Source organism: Abyssibacter sp. (genome assembly GCF_964229365.1).
Classification (GTDB): domain Bacteria; phylum Pseudomonadota; class Gammaproteobacteria; order Nevskiales; family OUC007; genus Abyssibacter.
In genome coordinates this window covers 85,343-106,312 of the sequence record NZ_CAXRDQ010000050.1, presented here as the reverse complement: position 1 = coordinate 106,312, position 20,970 = coordinate 85,343, and the positions used below count along the sequence as shown (strand labels likewise).

The window sequence follows — 20,970 nt, the reverse complement described above, 5'->3', positions numbered from 1 at the left end:
AGCATGAATGACCTGCGCGCCAGGGCGGTGTGCGGCCCGTGATTCGGGGCGGGGAGTGTCCCACCGCCGCCGTGGCGGGATCAAGCTGGGGCAATGCGCACGACGGGCGTTTGATGCGAGCGTGCCCGAGCAGTGGTCAGTCGATGCGCGAAGCGTTTATGCATCCCTGCTGGACGTGCGCGCATTGGCAACGCGGGTTGTCAGGGGTGAATCGTCGGGCCGATTCATGCTCGCGACCACCAGGAGTTGCGGGGGGCTCATCATGAGTTGCGACCAGTATTGCGAGCAACGGCGGCGGCATCGTTCCATTGTCGGTGACGCCGGCAGGCGGCTCGATCGGTAGGGTGCGCACGACCAGCACCAGGTGATATGGCTCGATTTGGTCGTTCCGGTCCCGGAATCTGCGGCTGGCGGGCGGTTGGCGCTTAGTCGCCGGTGATCGGCGCCGATGCGCTGAGCTAGCCGGTGACGACGCACCCGGTGCCTGCGGGCGTTTTTTGACCGACTCCCGCGCCCGCAGAACCACTCATGCTTCCGGCGCCATCTGGGGACGTGACGCGCCCCGAATCAACCCCGCTCACTGTTTGGCGAACTCGACCGTCGCCGTGATATCGGCGTCCAAAGTCAGGCTGCAGGTGCTGCTAGCGTTGCCGGCGCAGGTCGCAGGGCTGGTCCAGCCGACGAACACGTCGTCGGTGCTCAGCGGCGTGGCGCTAAGCGAGATCCGAGTGCCCGGACCGTACTGCGCTGAGCAGGGATTGCTGTCCTCGGAGCTACAGGTCAAGCGGAACTGATCGTCGCTGACCATGCCGCCACCCGCGCCGGCGAACGTCACGTTCAGGGTCGGGTCACCGTCAGGCGCCGGTGCGAAGAACTCAACGGACACGTTCAACGGGCTGGTGATGTTCTCGATGACGCAATTGCTGTTGTCCGGCGTGCCGCCACAGGATTCGCCCCAGCGATACCGATGCGAGCTGTCATCCGCCATGGCCCACAGCTCGATGCGGCTGCCCTGGGCGTAGTTGCGAGAGCAAGGCTGCGTACCGGTGTCGCAGAACAGCAGTTCTTCAGAGTCTCCCGCGGCTCCCGGGGCCCCGGACAAGTTCAGCGTCAAACGATGGTTGACGACCAAGGCGCGAAACTCGGCTGTGACACGCGCATCAGCCGCCACATCGACCCGGCATGTACTGGCGCCGCCGGCTGCTGCACAGGCTCCGCCCCAAGCAATGAACTCGTTGCCTTGCGCTGCATTTGCGAAGAACTCGACACTGCGACCATCTACGTAGCGTTCGGTACAGACCTCGCTACCGACGGTCTCACTCGTACATCCGGCGATGCGGCCGGTGCCGTCCACCGAACCATTGCCCGTGACCTCCACCTGCCAGTCAAACAGTTCGCCAAAGCGTGCGGCGATCCGCTGATCCTGCTGCACATCGAATCCGCACTCGGGGTTGCTCAGGAATTCGGAGCAGATCCCACCCCAGCCCTTGAACTGGAAATCCGCAGCGGCCAATGAGTTCAGAACTACCCTTGTGCCGAGGGGAAAGCGCTGCGCACAGGCCCCGGTATTCGCGTCGCAGTCGATGCCCTGAGGAGTGCTTTCGACCCGGCCCTGGCCCTCGATCGCCAGTTCCAGCAAGGCGCTATCAGTGAAGTTGACGGCGACTTCGGTGTCGTCGTTCAGGGTGAATGTGCAGATGCTGCCCTGCGTGCCCAGGCAGGGGCCCGTCCATGTGGATGCGCTCTGCTCGCTGTTGCCAATCGCTTCAAGTGTGATGGAGGTGCCCGGTGCAAACGCGGCGATACACCCCTGTGAACGATCCCCGTCGCCGTCACAGCCGATACCGGCTGGTGTGCTGACGAGTCGTCCGCCCGCACCCGGTATGACACTGAGCAACGGGAAGGGCGCAAAGCGCGCGTGCTGCCGTAGCCGCTGATCGGCGGCCACGACGAAGGAGCAAGCCGTGCCACTCTGCGTGCCCTCCAGACAAGCCTGGGGAGACCAGCCAATGAACCGGTGCTGCGCGGCGGGGGTAGCCTGCAGGGTGACCGTACTGCCGGGCCGGAATTTTGCTCTGCAGTCCTCTGCGACAGGGGGGGCGGCGGCGTCCCGTGCATCGCAGTTCAGGTTGTCCGCCTGGTCTTGCACCTGGCCTAGGCCGGTGATTGACACACTCACACGCGGGTTAAGTGCGAAGCTGGCGCTCACGACCACCTGGGGGCCTTGTCGGCCGAGGCTCACGACCGAGGTCTTACGCTGGTAGCTGCAGCTCGGTCCTCTGGCGCAGGCCTGCGCGTTGGAGCCGCGCTCGCTGATGCTCCAATCCACATCGGTGGGTGCACCATCGCGGGTGGCATTAAGCGTGACGGTCTCGTTCTCCAGCACGGCAATCTGGCAGTCATCACCATCGACGCAGGTCTGCGACTTTGCGCTGACCTGATCGCCGGCTTCGCCACTGACCGAGACGCCCAGTTCGAACAAGCAGCTATTCAGGTAGTCCTCGGTTTCTCCCAGTTCGAAGACCGTATCGAATCGCGGGTTATCTTCGCTGATCGGGGCCTGCGTCAATTGCAGACGCAGATAGCCATTGCGGTGGTTGAGCGCACCGCCGTTGGTGCCCAGTCCGACGTCATTGCCGCCGCCGATTCGCACGAACGCGCTCTGGATGATGCCCTGGCCGTCCCATCCATCGACACGCAGGTTACGGCCTACCCAATGGCTCTCCGTATACCTGACATCCGTTCCCACGTCGTTGCCGTCGGCGTCCGCGAGACTGCCACTGAGTTGAAACACCTGCAGATACGCCGGGCGTGCGCTGCCGCGATTCGGGTCCACCTTGTAGGAGGCCTGCACCCAGGTTTCGCTGCCGCAGGTCAACAGCCCATCGTCGGCCGGATCACCGGACAGCGGGGTCTCGCTGCTGCCCACGGCGCGACCCAACCAGAAATCCTCATAGGTATTGCCCACGTTGAACGGCACGACCGGGCGCAAGGTCTTGATCTCAGGCGCGGCGTTGGCATCGTTCCAGTCCGGTTCTCCGTTGCGGAAAAACAAGGCAGCGGCATAGGCGGAGAAATGCGATGCCGCGAACTGCAGCCGAACCTCACCAGCGAAATGCCCGCTATTGATGGATTCGATCTCCGCCTCGGTGATGACGGCGCCGTCTGCATCGACCAGCTCACCGCTGCTCTCGGCCTGCCAGCGACCCATTGCGTCGTTATACGACACGATCGCCACGTCGATCTGATCGTTGCCCGGATTGATGTCATCGACCAGCGCCAGCGCGTCCTCGCTCAATGGCACCACGACCTGGAGCGCGGGATTGAACAGCGTCACCGGCGCCGCCGCGGCATCGGTGGCCGCGAACCAGAAGTGCCCCAGAGGCACGAATCCGTCATCGGCCGTTTCCGGTTCACCCGGTAGCGTGGCCTCATCGCCGAATTCGTGGCTGCTCGCCCACAGGCCGGTCACCTGGGGCGGCAGACCGGAGATCGATATGCCACCGCCACTGGCTGCAGCGTCTATCAGCAGTAGATCCTGATCTCGCAGATCCGGCAGCACGATCTCGCGCACCGAAGCGGGCAGCGGCCCGCGCAAGTTGGCCACTACGCTGGCGCTAACGTGGGCTCCGCCGGAAAATCCATAGTCTGCCCGTATGCGGAAGCGTTCGCCGTCCACGTCGAAGCGGTAGCGACCATCTGTGTCGCTCGTGGCGGTCGCCACACTGCGACCAGTGCTGTCCAGCAGCGTGAGCGCCGCACCAGACAGCGCCATACCGCTATTCAGGCGCACGGTGCCGGACAGGGTCGTGGGCAGCATTTCGGCGCCAGCGTCCGCGGTGCGGTTAGCGTGATCGCCACACGCCGTCAGGACGGCTGCGAGCCCGATCGCAGCTAGCAGGAACGGCGTTCGCATCCGGTTATTTCTATTGCAAAAAGCGCTCATGGCAGCTCCTCCAGATCGATCTCGAATTCGATATCGACAGCACCGCTATGGGTCCCGACGGTGGGCTCAGGCGGCGGCTGCGGCGGAAACGTGGGCATGCTGAAGTCCGGCGGCCCGAACCCTTCCTTGGCGATGGCATCGGTGCCCGCCTGCACCAAACCCAAAATCGAGATCACGACCAGATCGGTGTCGCCGGCCTGCGGTGCGTCCAAGATGAATTCCTGATCGATGAACGTCAGTTCGTTGGGGTCGCTGCAGCTCACACTGAACAGTTGCGGCGAGCGGTAATCACCCTGCGCATCACGGACACCCGTCACCGGCGGCTCGGGCTGGTAGGGATCTTGCCCGTCGACGAAGCGCTGCACGGTGCCCACAAATGGAAACAGCGTGATGTTGCCCGCAAGCGCGGTACAACTCAGGCTGCCTTGCAGGCGGTAGCGTTGTTCCTTGTCGAGGCTGAGGTAGTAGTAACCGTTGGCACTGCCGATGCTCTGCACGTCGGCACAGACCACACTGTCATCATCGTGACGCTCGCAGCGTTGAGTCATCTGTGCGGCTATCGCCATGCTCAGCGCGCCGTCCGCGTCGGATGCATACAGCACGCTGCCGTCGACGCTGGAATCCAGCGTGACCGACGAACAACTCACGGTGTCGGTACTGCCCTGATGATGGCTGCTGTTATTCACCAGGGTTTGCGCGAAGCGATCACTGCGGCCAAACCAAAGATCAGCCGTATCCGGCACATCCGGTGGCTGGGTGTCCAGCAGGTATTGCGGGGTCTGGAGTTCCTCAACCTGCGGATCATCGTGACTGTCCAACGGGCACGGCGAGCTGCCGCTGGGATCACGATTCGTGGAGTACACGCCGTTGCCCGACACGCTGATCGATGCACTCGGGTACCAGGCCTTGCGCAAGCACGTCTCTGACACCGTGTAGGTCACGCTGTCAGCGACTTCGCTGTCCGCAAGCGAGGTCACGGTGAGCACGACCTCACCGAGCGCATCCGGTGCGGTGAAAACGGTTTCCAACGCCTCGGGGTCGGTAAAGCTGCCGCCGGTGGTGGTCCACTTCACATCCTGATTGTCGGGTAGGAAGCCCTTGATCTCTGCGCGCACATCCAGCGGCTGACTCGGCAGCAAGCAGGCGGTGTCCGGACTGATATCCAGGCTGCCATCCACATCGAGCTTGACCCGTAAGCGTCGTTTCTCGGCACCCAGCGGCAGCGTGAGGTTCTGCGCCTCGAACTCCACAAAGGTGGGGTAGCTCTCTCGATCGCTGGCACTACGAACGCGGATTTCATACAGGCCGCCACTGCGCTGCTCGGCGATGATCTCACCAACATCACCGCTGCTGCCGATTAGTCGGGAGGTGAAATCATCCTGCTCGGTGAACGCGTTTGTCACCAACGCCGACAACTCCACAATCTCGCCCGGTTCTGACACAAACACCTGGCTGCGCGACACCGACAGGTTCAGCGGCTCGACGACGACCGTGAACTGCTTCTCAAAGAAGCCATCGGCCGCAAATTTCTCGGTATTCAGAGTGACTTTCAGTACGCCGCTGCCCTGGTCTACGCCGCGATACTGGCGATGACTCACCCGTTCGACGGCCGCACCCTCGATGATCGCGGTCACCCAGGCTTCGTCGTTGGCGATGATCGGCCCGTACCGGGGGGGCGCGATCTGAAAGCAGGAATTCCCCGTCACTTCGTCCAGCGCGGCGCTGACGCCCTGCGAATCGACCAGACCGGCGACTGTGGCCGCCGTGCCGAACGCAGCGGCACCTCCACCCACCAGGCCTAAGCCGCCAAGCAGACCTTCCAGGGTCGCCTTGGACACGTTGAAGCGCTGGCCTTCGGCATGAATGGTGGCCCCCTCCCAGCGCAGCGGCTGCGCTTGCGGGCGATCTTCTACCCACAAGGTCTCGGCGCGTACATCAAAGTCGGTGATGGTCTGCGGCTGTAACGCCTGCTCGGCCTCTTGCAAGGACTTGAGTACGAACAGACCGGTGCTCGCGAAGGTGGCGTTGTTTTGGTAGTTCCCCAGCTCCGTCATCGAGTAACCACCCAGCAGCGCCAGGCCGTCATTTGGGCGCCCGGAAAGGGCGGACTGTCCGCCCGCCACAGCCAGCATTCGCTGGGACAATGCTTCGGGGGAGCTGATGTCGAGCTTCTGCGGGTCGATCTCGAAGTTGGTACAAGCGCCGCGCTTGGCTCGCCCCAGCGGTCGGCGCTGCCGATGTTTTTTCGTCGCTGGTTCGCGCTGCGCCGGCGGAATCATCTGATACGCATCCGCCAGGTTCTGCAAATGAGCCTCCAGGTCGGCGCCCATCAGCATGCGCTCCAGCAGCAGATCAGGATCTGCACCGGCGCCGGCCGCGACTCGTAGCAGTGAATCCTCGCGGTCCGCGCTGGTGAACTGCTTGGCCAGCCAGAACGCGCTGTTTCCCGGCAGGACGTCCTGCGGCTCGGCGCCTAGCAGTTCATCGGGGTCCAGCCCCGTTGAACGAATCACGTCGTCCACCAGGGCCTCGAGCTGCAGGCGGACGGATTCGGCGTAATCCGCCGGCGCGTCGGGCAAGGGCAGCACCTCGAAATCCAGGGGAGGGCAATGTTGAGCGCCGTCACCCAGCTCCAGCGCTACGAATCCACCATCGGCATCTTGACTGGGGTGGATTGGGGTCACGAATTGCAGGCTGTCGGGCGCGGCGCCAACAGCGACAAAAAGTGGGTCGACCAACGAGCCATCCGGCGTCTGGGCAATCACGCGGATCGCGGCGGGGCCGAAGGTGTCTGGTACGCCGAGAATCTGCACCGGCGCGCCCGGCATCGCCCGGTTTGTCGACAGGCTCAGATTGCACTGCACCGGCTCGCCCAGTGGCTGGGCCAATGCCTCGGCGAATACGCTGCTACGCACCGTCACCGGGGCATCGGGCCCGTCGACCTCCAGCGACACGACGCTGTCGGAACACGCCACCAAAAATAAGGCGCTGCTCGCCCAGCCCGCCACTACCCACCGTGCCCAATTTGTATCCACGCCCAAACTCCCGATGTTCGCTCATTGCGCTGAGCTCATCGGGTCTATGCGTAAGGCTGACGAAAGCCCGGACATTTTTCGGCGCAAGCCGCGATGTGACCGGTCGCCCGGTTTAGTTAATCGGCAACCGCCACTCTGTAGAATCTGCTGCGTCTGCAATGCCGTTTGGGATGCCTGTGACCGTCTCCGTCGATCAACTCATCGAGTTGTGCTACAGCCGCCTCAAGGTCTCCGCTCGCCGGGAACGCCGCCGCTGGCCGGGTCTGGATGACCCGCAAACCACGGCGCTGGTTAACAGCTCGTATCTGCGTCTGGCGCGATCACAGGACTGGCCATCGGAGGCTGCCTTCATGGCCGCAGCAGCCAACACCGTGCGCGAAGTACTGGTGGATGAAGCTCGTCGACGCCACGCACAGAAACGCGGGGGCAAGTCCAAGCCGCTTCCATTGGAGGCCGTCACCGAGCCGAGCTACAACGATTCCGATTCCGATGCCGAGTTGCTGGCGCTGGACGGCGCGCTGGCGAGCTTGCGCGAACTGGATCAACGCCTGGCGGCGGTGGTCGAGTGCCGATACTTTGCCGGCTATAGCAACGACGAGACGGCCGCGCTGCTGGGCGTGACCGAGAAAACCGTGCGCCGCGATTGGGTCAAAGCTCGGGCATGGTTGCGGCGACATTTGGGAGGCGGCGCGATTAGCTGATTCGCCGCCAATAAGCAGCCAGACGGACCGTGCCGGCGCGGGGAGCGCCCGAACGGTACACCGGTGACGACTTGCGGACGGGATGTCCGAATCCGCCGCTGTTTTGCGGGCTTATCATCTTTAGGGAAACACAGAACAGTCGCGGAGCAGACGGCGTGAACCGACAAGACGACAATATGGCGTGGCGCTGGCAACGCGTTTCTGATCTCTTTGACGGCGCATATGCCATGCCGACCGCCGACCGAGCGGCGTGGGTTCACGGTCGTGCCGCCGGGGATGCGGCACTCGCCGATGAAGTGCTGGCACTTCTGAAAGAAGCTGAGAATGTCGAACTCGCCGACAGCCGTTTTGCCACGGGCGGGGCTGACACCAGCGTTCCGGCCGAACCGTTGGCGAACGGCAGCCGTACCGGACCCTGGCAGATCAAGGCACTGATCGGCCGTGGCGGTATGGGCGAGGTCTACCTCGCTGAGCGAGCCGATGGGGCATACGAACAGCGCGTCGCGCTCAAGGTTGTCACGCTAGCCTCAGCGGCTGCGCGGGTGCGGTTTCATGCCGAGCGGCGCCTGCTCGCCGCACTGGAGCATCCCGGTATCGCCCGCATTCTGGACGGTGGTGAAACCGCCGATGGTCGACCTTACATGGTGATGGAGTACGTGGACGGCGAGCCGATCACCGGCTACTGCGCCAGCCACCGCTTGACCACGGACGCCCGCTTACGCTTGTTCCAGCAGGTGTGTGCGGCGGTGGCGCATGCGCACAGTCGGCTGGTTATTCATCGCGACATCAAACCCGGCAATGTGTTCGTCTCACATCAGGGCGAGGTCAAGCTGCTGGATTTCGGCATCGCCAAGCTGGTTGACCCGTCGCTTGACCACTCGACGATGACACAAAGCGCCTTGACCCCGGCCTATGCCTCGCCCGAGCAGCTTTCCAGTGCAGCCGTCACCACCGCTACGGATGTGTACTCGCTTGGAGTGGTGCTGTTTCAGATGCTGACCGGCAGGACTCCGGTCGACCCGACTGGCTCGATGGCCGAAATCATCGACCAAGTACGTACCGGCGAAGCGCCACTGGCATCCGCCATCGCTCTTCGCGCCGAATCAACGCCCGCCACTGCAGCCGAGCTGACCGGTGATCTGGACGCTATTCTGCAACGTACGATGCGACGCGATGCGCAGGCTCGCTACGCCACTCCGCAGGCGTTGTCGGACGACATCGACGCCTACCTCATGCGGCGACCAGTCAAGGCGAGGGAAGGCGGCCGCAGTTATCTCGCCAGCCGCTTCTTGCGGCGCCACGCGGTGCCAGTGGCATCTGTCGTCGCGCTAGTCGTGGCGCTGGCGACCGGCCTGGGGGCCAGCGTTTACTTTGCCGGGCAAACCAAAGCCGCACTGCGTGATCTGAGGGTCGCCAGCCAACTCCAGCAGGAACAGGCCGACCTGCAAAATGCACTGCGGACAGCAATGATCCGCATTCTGGGGCGCGCGCTGGAAGACGACGACAGCGCAGCCGTGTTGCGCGCGCATCTGGACTCGGAGATCGAACGCGCAGTCGGGGCGTTGGCCGACGACGCGTCCAGTTCTATCGCAAGCTTGAGCGCGCTGGGCGAGATGCTGTTGTTCCAGACCGACCCCAGCCGGGTCGTTGCCGCGCTGGCGCCCGTCGTGGAGTTCACCGAGGCACAAGGCCGGGTTGATGCCTACGCGCTTGAACTGCTGGGTCAGGGATACTGGTACATGGACGACAGCGAGCGCGCGGAAACGCTGTTGCGCCGTGCCGCAGCAGCCTACCGGCGGGATGACCGCGCTGACAGCCTTGGGCTGGTCCGTGTGATGAGTGCGTTAGGTCACGTCGTCGCTGATGAGGCCGCTCACCGGAGCGCGATTGACGCCATTGAGACGTTCATCCCGGTCGAACAGGCAAGCCGCCCACAAGGCGGGATCAACCTGGCGTTTCTCTACGGCGAGTTGGCCACCCATCGGCAGCGCTTGGACGATGTCGATGGCGCGATCGAGGCCAACCTTCACGCCGTCGACATATACCGGCGTGCCGAACCAGGCGATCCGCAATCGATGTCCGCCACCATCAACAATCTGGGCAGCCTGTACTACCGCCAGAAACAGTTCGACAAGGCGGCGGCAGCTTTTCGCGAGTCGATAGAGATCGAGAAAGTCACCAGTGGCCGGACACACGATCTGGCCGTTAGCCAACGGTTTCTGGCCGACGTGCTGATCAAGGCTGGCCGCGCTGCGGAGGCGTTGCCGCTGCTAGATGAGGTGGACGAGATCCTGATCGACCGCGACCTGTATCAGGTCGTCGTGGGCTACGTCGCTGCATTTACCCGCGCCGAGGCTTTGCTCGCGCTAGAGCGTACAGGTGAGGCCCTGGTAGCGGCGCAGGCGGCGATGGACCGGGTCACGACCCATTCGCCGGACGACGCCATCATGCTCGGCTGGTCGTACTACCTGCGCGCCAAGGTGCGCGGCGTGACAGGGCAGTTGGATGTCGCTCTGGCTGATCTGGACCGGGCGGAGGCGCTGCACGCGAGCGTCGAAGCGCCCATCACTTCGCTACGGCGGCGTAACGCCGCGTTGCGCGAGGCGCTCATGGGGCCGGGCGAACGCTCGGTTATGAGTGGTGGTAGAGGAGGGAGTTGATGGCCGGACCCGGTGCACTCACGAACCTGCCGGACGAGATGCCCGTGCCCACAGACCCGCCAAATGGTTCGGGACTGCGGTCACACAAAATAAAACCCCGGAGGCGTATCGTCTCCGGGGTTTTTTGATGTCCGCTTTTTGATGCGGAATCCGTTTATCTAGGAACGTGCAACTATTTTGGTCGTTCAGACGTCTTACCCAGTGTCTGAGCACCGAATGTCAGATCCAGCTTCCATGGAGTCCGTCTGACGGGCGCGAGCCCAACAGGCGACTTGTTGCCCCTGTAGCCATGTGGCGCGGGGGTTTTTTTTGCGCCGGATCCAAGCAAACCATGCTTACGATTCAATAGAGACATCATTTCCAACCCCTGAAGAATGCCACACTTTTCCCCAGGTGTGCCTACCCGCGATGAAGGGGCGGGCGTTGCCGCCCAACGCTTCGAGGACCCGGCTCTAAGCGGTGGGGTATAGCGGCGGCAGGGTCGAACTGGACGAGCGTGAGGGGCGCGAGCCGGGCAAGCGGCCGATGCAGGCGATGAGCGGATCAGGGTTCCATAACTTTGGCTTGTCGGCCGTGCCAAAGAGCAGAGCATCCAGCGCATCAAGCTGCAGTGAGAGTTCCGGGTCGCCTTCCAGGCGAGCGATGTCATCAAGCGAGACGATGGAGTGCGGCGCATGGCGTTGCCGGCCCCAGTTCAGCAACACTTGACGTGCCAATGCGGGGTCGCGTTGACCAAGCGCCCGCTGGACGTCGCGTCGCGATATGCGTGGCCGGGGTTTTTCGGCGGCGGGCGGACGCGGTTGCCGCCCTCGCGTCGACCAGGCCCACGCGCAAGCCGTCGCCGCCCAGCCGAATGCCAGCAATCCGCTGAGCCAGAACCAGCGTCGTGACCCTGTCGCTTCGGCGTCGGGTTCGCCAGCTGGGGCGGTGCCAGGCGTCTGCATCTCGGGTTCGGTGGTCTGCGGAGGCGGCATCTCCAGGCCAGCTCCGGGCTCGACCCGTATTGTGCGCGCCGGGATGACAGTCTCACGCGGGCTGTCGTCGTCGGTATCCCACCACCGAAACCGCAGTTCGGGCACCGTGAGCGACCCCGGCCGGTTGGCAATCAAGGCCCACTGCTGAGCGATACGGGCCTGGACGTTGAACGCGGATTCCCGGGTGGTTGCATCCGCGGGATCACCGTAGGCCTGTACGCCATCTGGCTGCTCCGGACGCAGCGGTTCGATTTGCGTGTGCAGCTGTCCGTCGATGAGCAACTCGATGACCCGGCTAAACGGTTCCCCGGTGACGAAAGGGCCCGTATCGGGCACGAGCGTCTGCACCAACTCCACGTTGGAGGCCGGTATCCAAGGCCCGCGCCAATCCGCTGGAGGTGCTTGCACGGTCAGTGTGATCGGGTCGGCTTCCGCGTAGATCTTCCGAGTCTGTCCGGCAAACTGGCCGAGGTTGAACATTGAGGATCGTCGCCGTCCTGTGGACAGTTCCCCAGTGAACTGCGGTGGCTCGATGGTCAACGTGCCCGCCTGTTCCGGAAACAGCGCGTAGCGACGCTCGAAGAGGTGATAGCGTTCGCCGTCGCGAACGGCTCGGGACTCGGTCTGCTCGCCGATCTGTTCGACGACGGCGCCATCGGCGACGGGTTCGCCGAGCTGCCCGGATACGAGGTCGCCGCTGACATACAGGCGGGTCGTCAGCAGCACCTTCTCCCGCAGGTAGGGGTCGCGCTGGTCCGCCTCGAACTCCACGAAGGCATCGCGCGGACCGTCACCGCTCGCCGACGCTAGGACCTGGATGTTGATCGGGTCACTGCTTTCGGCCCCCACAGCAATGGCCGGAATCCGGTATTCGCCCGGCTGTGTTGCGACCAGGGTGGTGGTCCAGTGTCGACTCCGCGAAGCCCGGCCGTTGACGAGGCGGTACTCCGAACCGCTTACCGTGTTCAGCAAGCGGAACTGCCGCTCCAATACCGAGAAATCTGGCGATACATCCGCGTCATGTGTCGTGCGCAGCGTGAGATTGAACGTCTCGCCGACCATGACCGGATTGCGGTCCACCGTGGCACTGGTGATCGCCCACGCCGGCGTCGCCAGCAACAACCCCAGTCCGAACAGGATTGCGTAAGCCCTAGCCATCACCGTCACCTTGTCGTTGCGCCTGGCGGCGCTGTTGCTCCAGCAGGAATTTGTTGCGCAGCAGGCCGCCCGGATCATCCGGCACGCGTCGCAGCCACTGCTGAACGGCAGCCTGTTTGGCCGGATCGGTTTCGTCTCCGCCTGGATCGCCAGCGGCGCTCCGGGCGGTCTGGTCCTGCGATGGTTCGGCGTCTTCGCTGGCCTGCTCGGGCGTCCGCTCTGCCTGTTCGCCGGCCTCTTCGCGCTGCGATTCTTCGCTTGCGTCCTCGGCGTCGGACGGCTCACCCGAGTCCTGGCGGTTCGGCTCGCCGCGGGATCGCGACTGAGCATCGTTCGCCGACTGCGATGAATCGGACGCCTGACTGCCGTCCTCCGAGTTGTTCTTTGGGTTTTGGTCGTCTTGCTCGCCGCGGTCGTCCCCGTCTTCCTGTTCACCGCCCTGATCGGCTTGCTGGTCCTGCTGCCGCTTCAACTGGTCGATTAGAGATTGATTGAACGCGGCGTCGTCATGTCGCGGATCCAGCTCCAGCGCTTTGGCGTAGGCGTCAGAGGCCCCGTCCAGATCACCGGCGCGGGCCAGGGCATTGCCCAGGTTGTATGCGTCGTCTGCGGTTTTCGGGTCAGTAAACGCTGCGATCGCGGCTTCGTAGTCACCCGCGCGATAGGCAGCGATACCGCGCCAGCGTGGATCGCTGAACGTCTCTTCGGCCTGTGCGGGTTCACCGGATTGCAGCAGATCGTGTCCGCGTTGATCCGCATTCTTCCACAGCGTGTGAATATCGAAGGCCTCGGCGCGCGGGAGCGGGGCGGCCAGCAGGACAACGATGGTCAGCCAGGGCGCCCCCCGTCGGAATGCCAGCAGCATCAGCGGAACCAGCGGAAACAGAAGCCAGGGACCGGCATCTTCCCATTGCTGCGTCTCCCGGTGATCCTCGCCACCGTCGGCAGTCTGGCGCGAGACCTCCGAAAGGCCCAGTTGCTGCGGCGTGATGGCCTGGGCCGGCATGCGCAGATAACGTCCTCCGCCATTTGCGGCAAGGCGGCGCAATCCGTCTTCGTCCAGTTTGGCGAGGCTCATGCGGCCATCGCGCCCGTGTATCCAGCCGCCCCGGGCACTGGGTATCGGTGCGCCGTCGGCGGTCCCAAAGCCAACCACCGCGAGTCGGAATCCCTGGCCCGACAGCTGTTGAGCAATCGTTCGCGCAGCCGCATCGGGTTCGGAGTCGGTCAGCAGCACGATGTCTCCGTTCCAGGCATCGCCCTGGGTTAACAGCGATTCCGCTTGTCGAAGTCCGGCCGCCACGTTGCTGCCGGGCACCGGCATGAGGTCGGGCGACAAAGTGCTGACCAGATGGCGTGCGGTGCGATGGTCAGCGGTCAGCGGGACAACCGAATGGGCTGTGCCGGCGAAGGCGACGACGCCGATGCGCCCGTCGGGTAGAGCGTCAATGAGGTCCAGCGCGGCAAACCGCGCCCGGGTCAGTCGATCGGGTGCAAGGTCCTGTGCGTTCATGGATTCCGACAAATCCATCACGATTACTCGCGATTGACTGGTCTGAAATACCGGGGTCGGCTGGTAGCGCCACGACGGGCCGGCCAGGGCGATAACGCCGATCAGGCCGCCCAGCAGCGCAGCCCAGACCGTCAGACGATCCAGCGGGGCGGGACGAACATCACTGCCGGATGGCGTGAGGGCTCGGAGCAAGGCCGGGTCGATCACACGCGTCCAGCGAGTGTCATCGCCGCCGTTGCGTCCGGCACGAACCACCAATGCCAGCCATGGCAGCAGCGCCAGCAGCCACAGCGGACGGATGAAGTGGAAACTGTCCAGCCAGGTCATGAGGCGGCCTCCGTTCGCGTCCGGCGCGGCGGGGGCAGGGCGACCAGCCCGGCGAATAGCCCGGCGAGTGCCAGCGGCCAGATAAACAGCTCGTCCTGCGGGCGCAGGCTGAGGGCATCGACCTCGACCGGTTCGATGTCATCCAGCAGTTGATAGATCGCCTCCAGCTCCTCGGTGTTGCGAGCCCGGAAGTAGCGGCCACCGGTTTGCTGCGCAATGCGCTGGAGCTGCGGCTCATCGATTTGCGATTGCTGAATCTGGAAAAAGCCGCCGAAGGCTTGCGCCCCGCTGCCGAATCCGATGGTGTGAATGCGAATGCCGAGCGTGCTCGCCAACTCCGCTGCCTTGTCCGGGTTCAACTCGCCGGCGGTATTGACGCCGTCGGTTAACAGCACCAGCACGCGATGATCTGAAGGGCTGTCTTGCAGACGCTTGGCCGCGAGCCCGATGGCATCGCCGATGGCGGTCTTCTGTCCAGCCAACCCGACCAGGGCGTCGGCGAGCAGTGTCGCCACTGTGTCGCGATCCAGGCTCAGCGGCGAATAGACGTAGGCGCGATCACCGAACAGAATCAGTCCCACGCGATCTCCGACCCGCCGTTCGATGAAGTCGGCAGCGACGGACTGCACCGCCTGGAGCCGGTTGACCCGGCGCCCCTCGACCACCATGTCGGATTCCTCCATGGATCCGGAGACATCGACGGCCAGCATCAGGTCGCGACCGCTGGCGGGGAGCCGGATCGGGTCGCCCAGCCACACCGGTCTGCTGGCGGCGACCACTAACAAGACCCAGGCCGCGATGCAGGCAGCAGCCCGCCATCCCGGCATGAACCGCTGAGACCGCGAGGCCGCAGCGGCGGCTTGCAACTCGACATAAATCGGCAGCCGCACCGCGCGGCCGGCGCGCACCGCTGGCGCGCGGCGATACGCCAGCCAGGGAAGGAGCAATGCGAACAGCATCCAGGGCCACAGCAGCTCGATCATCGCAGGGCCTCCCGACACCATTGGTGGCAGGTCGCCAGCAGGGTCTCGCGGTCCGTCAGCGGCCCATGCGCCGGCTGGTAACGTTGCACGAACAGCTGTTCCCACACGGGCTGGATCGGCGTGTCCGGGGCTGATCGTTCCAACTGGTTGAGCCAGGCGGCGCCGGTCAGTCCGGCCGTTTGCGGGCCGTCGCGGACGACCATGCATCGCCGGAACCAGGCGGCCAGCGCCGGCTCGAACCCGGCGTCGTCCACCTGGCTGGCGATCCGGTCCAGCTCGCGCCGAGCGTCGCGAAACAGTGTCGGGCGCCGAAGCCAACGGATGAGCAGTACTGCGCCAGCAATCACCATCAGGCAGGCCAGCGCTGCCAACCACCAGCCGATCGCGGGCGGCCACCAGCCGGGGTCAGGCGGCAGGTGCACGTCACGCAGCTGCGCAAGCGGATCATTGCCTGCAGGGTTCATGCGATCTGGCGCCGCCGACCCAGGGCCGCGGTGAGCGATTCGACCGGATCACGTTCGGTGCCCAGTTCCACCCAATGGGCCCGGCTGGCGCGTGCGGCGGACTCCGCCGCGCCGCGCCGGAGCCGATAGTGTTCGACCCAGCGGTCTCGGTGCGCGCGCTGACTGGTGTCGATCCACTGGATCTGCCCGGAATCATCTATTAATGGGTAGCGACCGGCGGGTGGAAGCTCGCGCTCGATCGGGTCGACCGCAAAGCCGAGTATCAGCTCCACTCGCTGGCCCAGCTTGCGCAATAGCGCCGATTCCATCGCGCCGAGCTGGCGGAAATCACTGAAGAGTCCAACCAGTGCGCCGGGGCGTGCCGTACGCAGCAGCCGGCGCAGAAGTTGGGCGAGGGCGTCGGAACGGGGCGAGGCTGTTCGGTCGCCGTGTTCGCTCAGGGCGTGCAGCCAGTGCAGCAGTTGTCGCCGGCCACCCGGGCGGATCTCGACATGGCGGCTGTCGTCAAAACTCAGGCCGCCAACGCGATCGCGGTTCTCCAGGGCTGCCCAGGCGCATAGCGCGGCGGCTTCGGCGGCACAAACCGCCTTGAACCGCCCTCGCGTGGCAAACCACATGGCGGGCCGTAAATCGACACAGAGAATGACCGGCCGTTCGCGCTCTTCATGGTAGAGGCGAATGTGAGGCGTGCCCGTCCGAGCGGTGACGCGCCAATCCATGGCGCGCAAATCATCACCAGGCTGATAGACGCGATAGTCGTCGAACTCCATGCCGCGCCCGCGGAAACCCGAGGCATGTGCGCCGGCCAGGTCGGTCATGACCCGGGGGCGGGAGCTGAGATCCAGCACATGCGCCTGCTGGCGCAACGCGATCAATGCGTCCAGATCGATCCGGGTCGGGTCGGCAGCGGGCATCAGGCGACGGGCACGCGTTCCAGCAGGTGTTGGACGACCGCATCGCTGTCAACGCCGTCGGCCTCGGCCTCAAAGCTGAGCAGCACGCGGTGGCGCAGCACATCGGCAGCGATGGCCTGTACGTCATCCGGCGAGACGTAATCGCGCTCGCGCAGCCAGGCATGGGCGCGGGCGCAGCGTTCCAGGCCCAGTGTGCCGCGTGGGCTTACGCCAAATTCGATCCACCGCGCCAGATCATCGCCGTAGGCGGCTGGCGTGCGCGTTGCCTGGACTAGCTGGACGATGTATTCCTCGACCGCCTCATCCAAATGCAATTCCAAGCAGGCCGCGCGCATTGCCATCACATCGGCCTGCGTGACTTTTAGCCCCGTAGCCGGTGGAGCAATGCTGCGTTCGTCGTTCCGGGTCAGGCGCAGGATGGCGCGCTCGGTTGCCGCATCCGGGTACCCCACTTTGACGTACATCAGGAACCGGTCGAGCTGCGCCTCGGGTAATCGGTAGGTGCCTTCCTGCTCGATCGGATTCTGCGTCGCCATCACGAGAAAGAGGTCGGGCAACCGGTAGGTGGTCTGACCCACGGTCACCTGGCGTTCCGCCATGGCTTCCAGCAGCGCAGATTGCACCTTCGCCGGAGCCCGGTTGATCTCGTCGGCCAGCAGCAGGTTGTGGAACATCGGTCCCTGCCGGAACTCGAATGCACCAGCTTCCGGCCGGTAGATCTCGGTGCCCACCAGGTCGGACGGCAGCAGGTCCGGTGTGAACTGCAGACGATGGAAGTCCGCGTCGAGATGATCCGACAGGGTTTTGATCGCCGTGGTCTTCGCCAGTCCTGGCGCGCCCTCGACGAGCAGGTGGCCATCAGCGAGCAGCGCGATGAGCAGCCGCTCCACAAGATGGGTTTGCCCAAGAATTCGGGATTCGACGGCATCCCGCAGTGCCGCGAGCACGCTGTGTTTCGACATGGCGCCTTGAGTCAAGTGTGTCGGGTCTCAGAACGACACCCGTAAATGATGACGCCAGCTGATCGAATCAAGATCCGCTGAGCGTCTTGTGGGCAGCCGGAATCGGTCAGCGTACGAGGCCTCCCCATCCGCGATGCGCGAAAAGGATGTCTTGGGTCAGCGCCGGGTTGCAAGCCCGGGCTGTTGGTGAGCGCGGTGTTTGCCTATGCTGCCGAGCGATGAGCGAACTCAGTCCTTTTCATCTGGCCATCCCGGTGGCCGAACTGGCCAGCGCGCGACATTTCTACGGTGAGACCCTGGGTTGCACGGAAGGGCGTAGCGCCGCGACCTGGGTTGACTTCGACTTTTTCGGTCATCAACTCGTGGTCCACCTCGCTCATGGTGCGGGCGAGGGCGGGAGTCGTTCGGCGAAGCCAGTGGATGGTGATCACGTGCCAGTGCCTCATTTTGGTGTGGTTTTGCCGCTGGATGACTGGCAGCGTCTGGTGGATCGCCTGGCCGCGCGAGCGGTGGTTTTTGAGTTGGCGCCGCGGCGGCGCTTCGTCGGCCAACCGGGCGAGCAGGCGACCGTGTTTCTGCGAGATCCAAGCGGGAACGCGCTGGAATTCAAAGGCTTCAGAGACGTTGGCCGTGCTCTTTTCGCCCGCTGACCCGGCGCATATGTTGTCGGTCGGAGCGCGTAAACGCGCATCGCCCCTGAGTCGACAGCGCCGAAAGCCTCGATGCGGCGAAGAGAAACCGCAACGGTGCAGATGCCTTTGACGAAGTGTTGTTATCGGCAATATCGATTAAAAACAGATAGATAAGAAACTTGCATAAAGTAATTTATAGGCATGGTGGTCCCGCGAAGGGCTCAGGCTCCGGCGTGCGCCAACAAAATTCGCGAACTGATGTTGAGGACCTGGCGGCGGTCGCATACAATCCGCGGCCCTCATGCGTCGGGTGACGACGGCGAGGGCTTGCCGTTTTCCGGTCCCATCGGTGCCGGATAGAGGTACTGAACACTGGTTTTGATTGGAGGACGAAGGTATCGCCCGGGAAAGACAGGACAGGCGCAACGACCAAATTACGGTGCCGAAGGTTCGGCTGGTCGATGCAGAAGGTGAGCAGGTCGGAATCGTCGGTATTGAAGAGGCGCTAGCGAAGGCCACGGAAGCCGGACTCGATCTAGTAGAGGTTGCACCGCAGGCTGAGCCGCCTGTGTGCCGGATCATGGATTACGGCAAGCACATCTTCGAGAAGCAGAAGTCGCAGCAGAGTTCCCGGAAAAAGCAGAAGCAGATTCAGGTCAAGGAAGTTAAGTTCCGGCCTGGCACTGACGAAGGCGATTACCAGACGAAACTCCGGAACCTGCGTCGGTTTCTGGAAGACGGTGACAAGATTAAGGTGACCTTGCGGTTCCGGGGGCGCGAAATGGCGCACCAGGAAATCGGAATGCGCCTGCTCGATCGCGTTCGCGAAGAGCTGGACGAATTGGCCAGCGTCGAACAGCGACCGAAAATGGAAGGACGGCAGCTGATCATGGTGATGGCGCCGCGTAAGAACTAAGAATCGACAGAGAGTTGTCATGCCGAAGATGAAGACCAACCGGGGCGCCGCGAAGCGTTTCAAGCGCACCGGAAGTGGTGGTTTCAAGCGGATGCAGTCCCATCACCGCCACATCCTGACCAAGAAAAACGCCAAGCGCTGCCGCCAGCTGCGCAAGGTGACGCAGGTCGCTAGCTGCGACACCAAAGCCGTAGAGCGGATGCTGCCCTACGTTTAATGTTTGTTTCGACCCGCCTGACGGGTCGATGATCAAGAGGAAATCGTCATGCCACGAGTCAAGCGCGGCGTTACCGCCAAGGCACGACACAAGAAGGTTCTGAAGGCCGCCAAGGGTTATTACGGCGCTCGCAGTCGTAGCTTCCGTGTTGCCAATCAGGCGGTCACCAAGGCCGGTCAGTACGCCTATCGCGATCGCAAGGTCCGCAAGCGCGAGTTCCGCGCCCTGTGGATCCAGCGGATCGGCGCAGCCGCCAAGATCAACGGATTGTCATACAGCCGCTTCGTTCACGGATTGAAGGAAGCTGGCGTGGAACTGGATCGCAAGGTGTTGGCAGATATTGCCGTACACGATTCAGTGGCTTTTGGTCAGCTCGCCGAGCAAGCCAAGGCCAGCCTCTGACCCGCATTGTTTGTCCGGCATGCCGGACGATGACAATGTGACAGTTGAATCAGAAAGGGGAAGGCTTATTGGCCTTCCCCTTTTTTGTTGCCCGTGATGGCCATCCGAACGGCTGTCTCGGATGTTGTACAACTGATAAATAATTAATCGGATCAACGGGATGTCAGAAGATCTGAATGCATTGCACGAGGATGCGGCTGCGCGGATCGCCTCGGCGTCGGACGCCACCGCATTGGATGCGGTGCGTGTCGAGATGCTGGGCAAAAAGGGCCGGATCACCGCGTTGTTGAAAACACTGGGTGGCATGGACCCTGACACGCGCCGGAGCTTCGGCGCGCAGGTCAATGAGACCAAGCAGGCGTTGATCGAGCAGATCAATAGTCGCCGTGAAACCCTGGAGCGAGAGGCCATCGATGCACGCCTGCAGGGCGAGGCGATCGACGTCACCTTGCCGGGGCGTGGGCTTGAGTACGGTGGGGCTCATCCGATTCGCCGCGTGATTGATCGCATCAGCGCGTTGTTCGGCACCATTGGCTTCGAGACCGTCGAGGGGCCGGAGGTCGAGGACGACTACCATAACTTCGAGGCGTTGAATTTCCCGCCGAACCATCCGGCGCGCGCAATGCACGATACGTTCTACGTGGGCGAGGGTAGCCGGGTGCTGCGCACGCATACGTCGTCGGTGCAGATTCGCATGATGGAGCAACGAGAGCCGCCCCTGCGCATCATCGCGCCCGGCCGCGTCTATCGTTGCGACTCCGACCGCACCCACAGCCCGATGTTTCACCAGCTTGAAGGGCTATACGTGGCACGAGGGGTGAGCTTTGCGGATCTGCGAGCGGACCTCAAAGCGTTTCTCAGTGCCTTTTTCGAGCGCGAAGTGAAGACCCGTTTTCGACCGTCGTATTTTCCGTTCACGGAGCCGTCCTGCGAAGTCGATATCCACTACGAGGATCTGAACGGCCGCGCGGGCTGGATGGAGATCCTGGGCTGCGGGATGGTGCATCCGAACGTGTTGCGCGCCGCGGGTATCGACCCGGAGATCTACACCGGTTATGCCTTTGGCATGGGCATGGAGCGCATGGCCATGCTGCGGTACGGCGTGGATGACCTGCGTTTGTTCTTTGAGAACGACCTGCGTTTTCTTTCGCAGTTTCAGTAGGAAC

The 20,970-nt window shown here is 63.6% G+C and carries 15 protein-coding genes; 7 read left to right on the top strand and 8 right to left on the bottom strand.

Annotation, left to right across the window (positions count from 1 at the left end; translation table 11 throughout):
- Positions 1-577 precede the first annotated feature (577 nt).
- Positions 578-3,946 (bottom strand): carboxypeptidase regulatory-like domain-containing protein, encoded by a 3,369-nt coding sequence (locus tag ACE1EY_RS08675; protein ID WP_370299958.1) that lies wholly within the window; start codon positions 3,944-3,946, stop codon positions 578-580.
- Entirely contained in the window at positions 3,943-6,981 is a 3,039-nt protein-coding gene (locus ACE1EY_RS08670; RefSeq protein ID WP_291514149.1) for a hypothetical protein, read from the bottom strand. Before ACE1EY_RS08670 ends, ACE1EY_RS08675 begins: the two co-directional genes overlap by 4 nt.
- Positions 6,982-7,151: 170 nt before the next feature.
- Here ACE1EY_RS08670 and ACE1EY_RS08665 point away from each other — a divergent pair, with 170 nt between their 5' ends.
- Positions 7,152-7,682, top strand: coding sequence for an ECF-type sigma factor (locus ACE1EY_RS08665; RefSeq protein ID WP_291514150.1), 531 nt, complete (start codon positions 7,152-7,154; stop codon positions 7,680-7,682).
- A 155-nt stretch (positions 7,683-7,837) separates the two neighbouring features.
- Positions 7,838-10,342 (top strand): serine/threonine-protein kinase, encoded by a 2,505-nt coding sequence (locus ACE1EY_RS08660; protein ID WP_291514151.1) that lies wholly within the window; start codon positions 7,838-7,840, stop codon positions 10,340-10,342.
- Positions 10,343-10,794: 452 nt separating this feature from the next.
- Here the strand turns inward: ACE1EY_RS08660 and ACE1EY_RS08655 are convergent, their stop codons facing one another.
- From ACE1EY_RS08655 to ACE1EY_RS08630, 6 genes are read right to left on the bottom strand one after another with little or no spacing between them, the layout of a single operon-like run.
- Positions 10,795-12,474 carry a BatD family protein gene (locus tag ACE1EY_RS08655; protein ID WP_291514152.1) on the bottom strand — a complete coding sequence of 560 codons (1,680 nt, stop codon included), beginning with the start codon at positions 12,472-12,474 and terminating at the stop codon, positions 10,795-10,797.
- On the bottom strand, positions 12,467-14,314 hold the full coding sequence (locus ACE1EY_RS08650; protein WP_291514153.1) for a VWA domain-containing protein: 1,848 nt from the start codon (positions 14,312-14,314) through the stop codon (positions 12,467-12,469). The genes ACE1EY_RS08655 and ACE1EY_RS08650 overlap by 8 nt, the downstream gene beginning before the upstream one ends.
- The gene (locus ACE1EY_RS08645) at positions 14,311-15,297 is read right to left on the bottom strand and encodes a VWA domain-containing protein (RefSeq protein WP_291514154.1); all 987 of its coding nucleotides are present in this window, start codon (positions 15,295-15,297) and stop codon (positions 14,311-14,313) included. Before ACE1EY_RS08645 ends, ACE1EY_RS08650 begins: the two co-directional genes overlap by 4 nt.
- Positions 15,294-15,761 (bottom strand): DUF4381 domain-containing protein, encoded by a 468-nt coding sequence (locus ACE1EY_RS08640; protein ID WP_291514155.1) that lies wholly within the window; start codon positions 15,759-15,761, stop codon positions 15,294-15,296. The genes ACE1EY_RS08645 and ACE1EY_RS08640 overlap by 4 nt, the downstream gene beginning before the upstream one ends.
- Positions 15,758-16,675, bottom strand: a complete 918-nt coding sequence (locus ACE1EY_RS08635) for a DUF58 domain-containing protein (protein ID WP_291514156.1) — start codon at positions 16,673-16,675, stop codon at positions 15,758-15,760. Before ACE1EY_RS08635 ends, ACE1EY_RS08640 begins: the two co-directional genes overlap by 4 nt.
- Entirely contained in the window at positions 16,675-17,637 is a 963-nt protein-coding gene (locus ACE1EY_RS08630; RefSeq protein ID WP_291514157.1) for a MoxR family ATPase, read from the bottom strand. The genes ACE1EY_RS08635 and ACE1EY_RS08630 overlap by 1 nt, the downstream gene beginning before the upstream one ends.
- A gap of 218 nt (positions 17,638-17,855) precedes the next feature.
- Here ACE1EY_RS08630 and ACE1EY_RS08625 point away from each other — a divergent pair, with 218 nt between their 5' ends.
- From ACE1EY_RS08625 to pheS, 5 genes are all read left to right on the top strand, one after another.
- A complete protein-coding gene (locus ACE1EY_RS08625; protein WP_291514158.1) occupies positions 17,856-18,287 on the top strand; it encodes a VOC family protein in 432 nt (143 codons plus the stop codon).
- Positions 18,288-18,666: 379 nt separating this feature from the next.
- Positions 18,667-19,185: a translation initiation factor IF-3 gene (infC, locus tag ACE1EY_RS08620; protein WP_370299965.1), complete on the top strand. Its 519-nt coding sequence runs from the start codon at positions 18,667-18,669 to the stop codon at positions 19,183-19,185.
- A gap of 19 nt (positions 19,186-19,204) precedes the next feature.
- On the top strand, positions 19,205-19,402 hold the full coding sequence (gene rpmI, locus ACE1EY_RS08615; protein WP_109719335.1) for a 50S ribosomal protein L35: 198 nt from the start codon (positions 19,205-19,207) through the stop codon (positions 19,400-19,402).
- 48 nt (positions 19,403-19,450) lie between these two features.
- Positions 19,451-19,804 carry a 50S ribosomal protein L20 gene (gene rplT, locus ACE1EY_RS08610; protein ID WP_291514160.1) on the top strand — a complete coding sequence of 118 codons (354 nt, stop codon included), beginning with the start codon at positions 19,451-19,453 and terminating at the stop codon, positions 19,802-19,804.
- Between the two features lie 160 nt (positions 19,805-19,964).
- Entirely contained in the window at positions 19,965-20,966 is a 1,002-nt protein-coding gene (gene pheS / locus ACE1EY_RS08605; protein WP_370299957.1) for a phenylalanine--tRNA ligase subunit alpha, read from the top strand.
- The last annotated feature ends 4 nt before the right edge of the window (positions 20,967-20,970 follow it).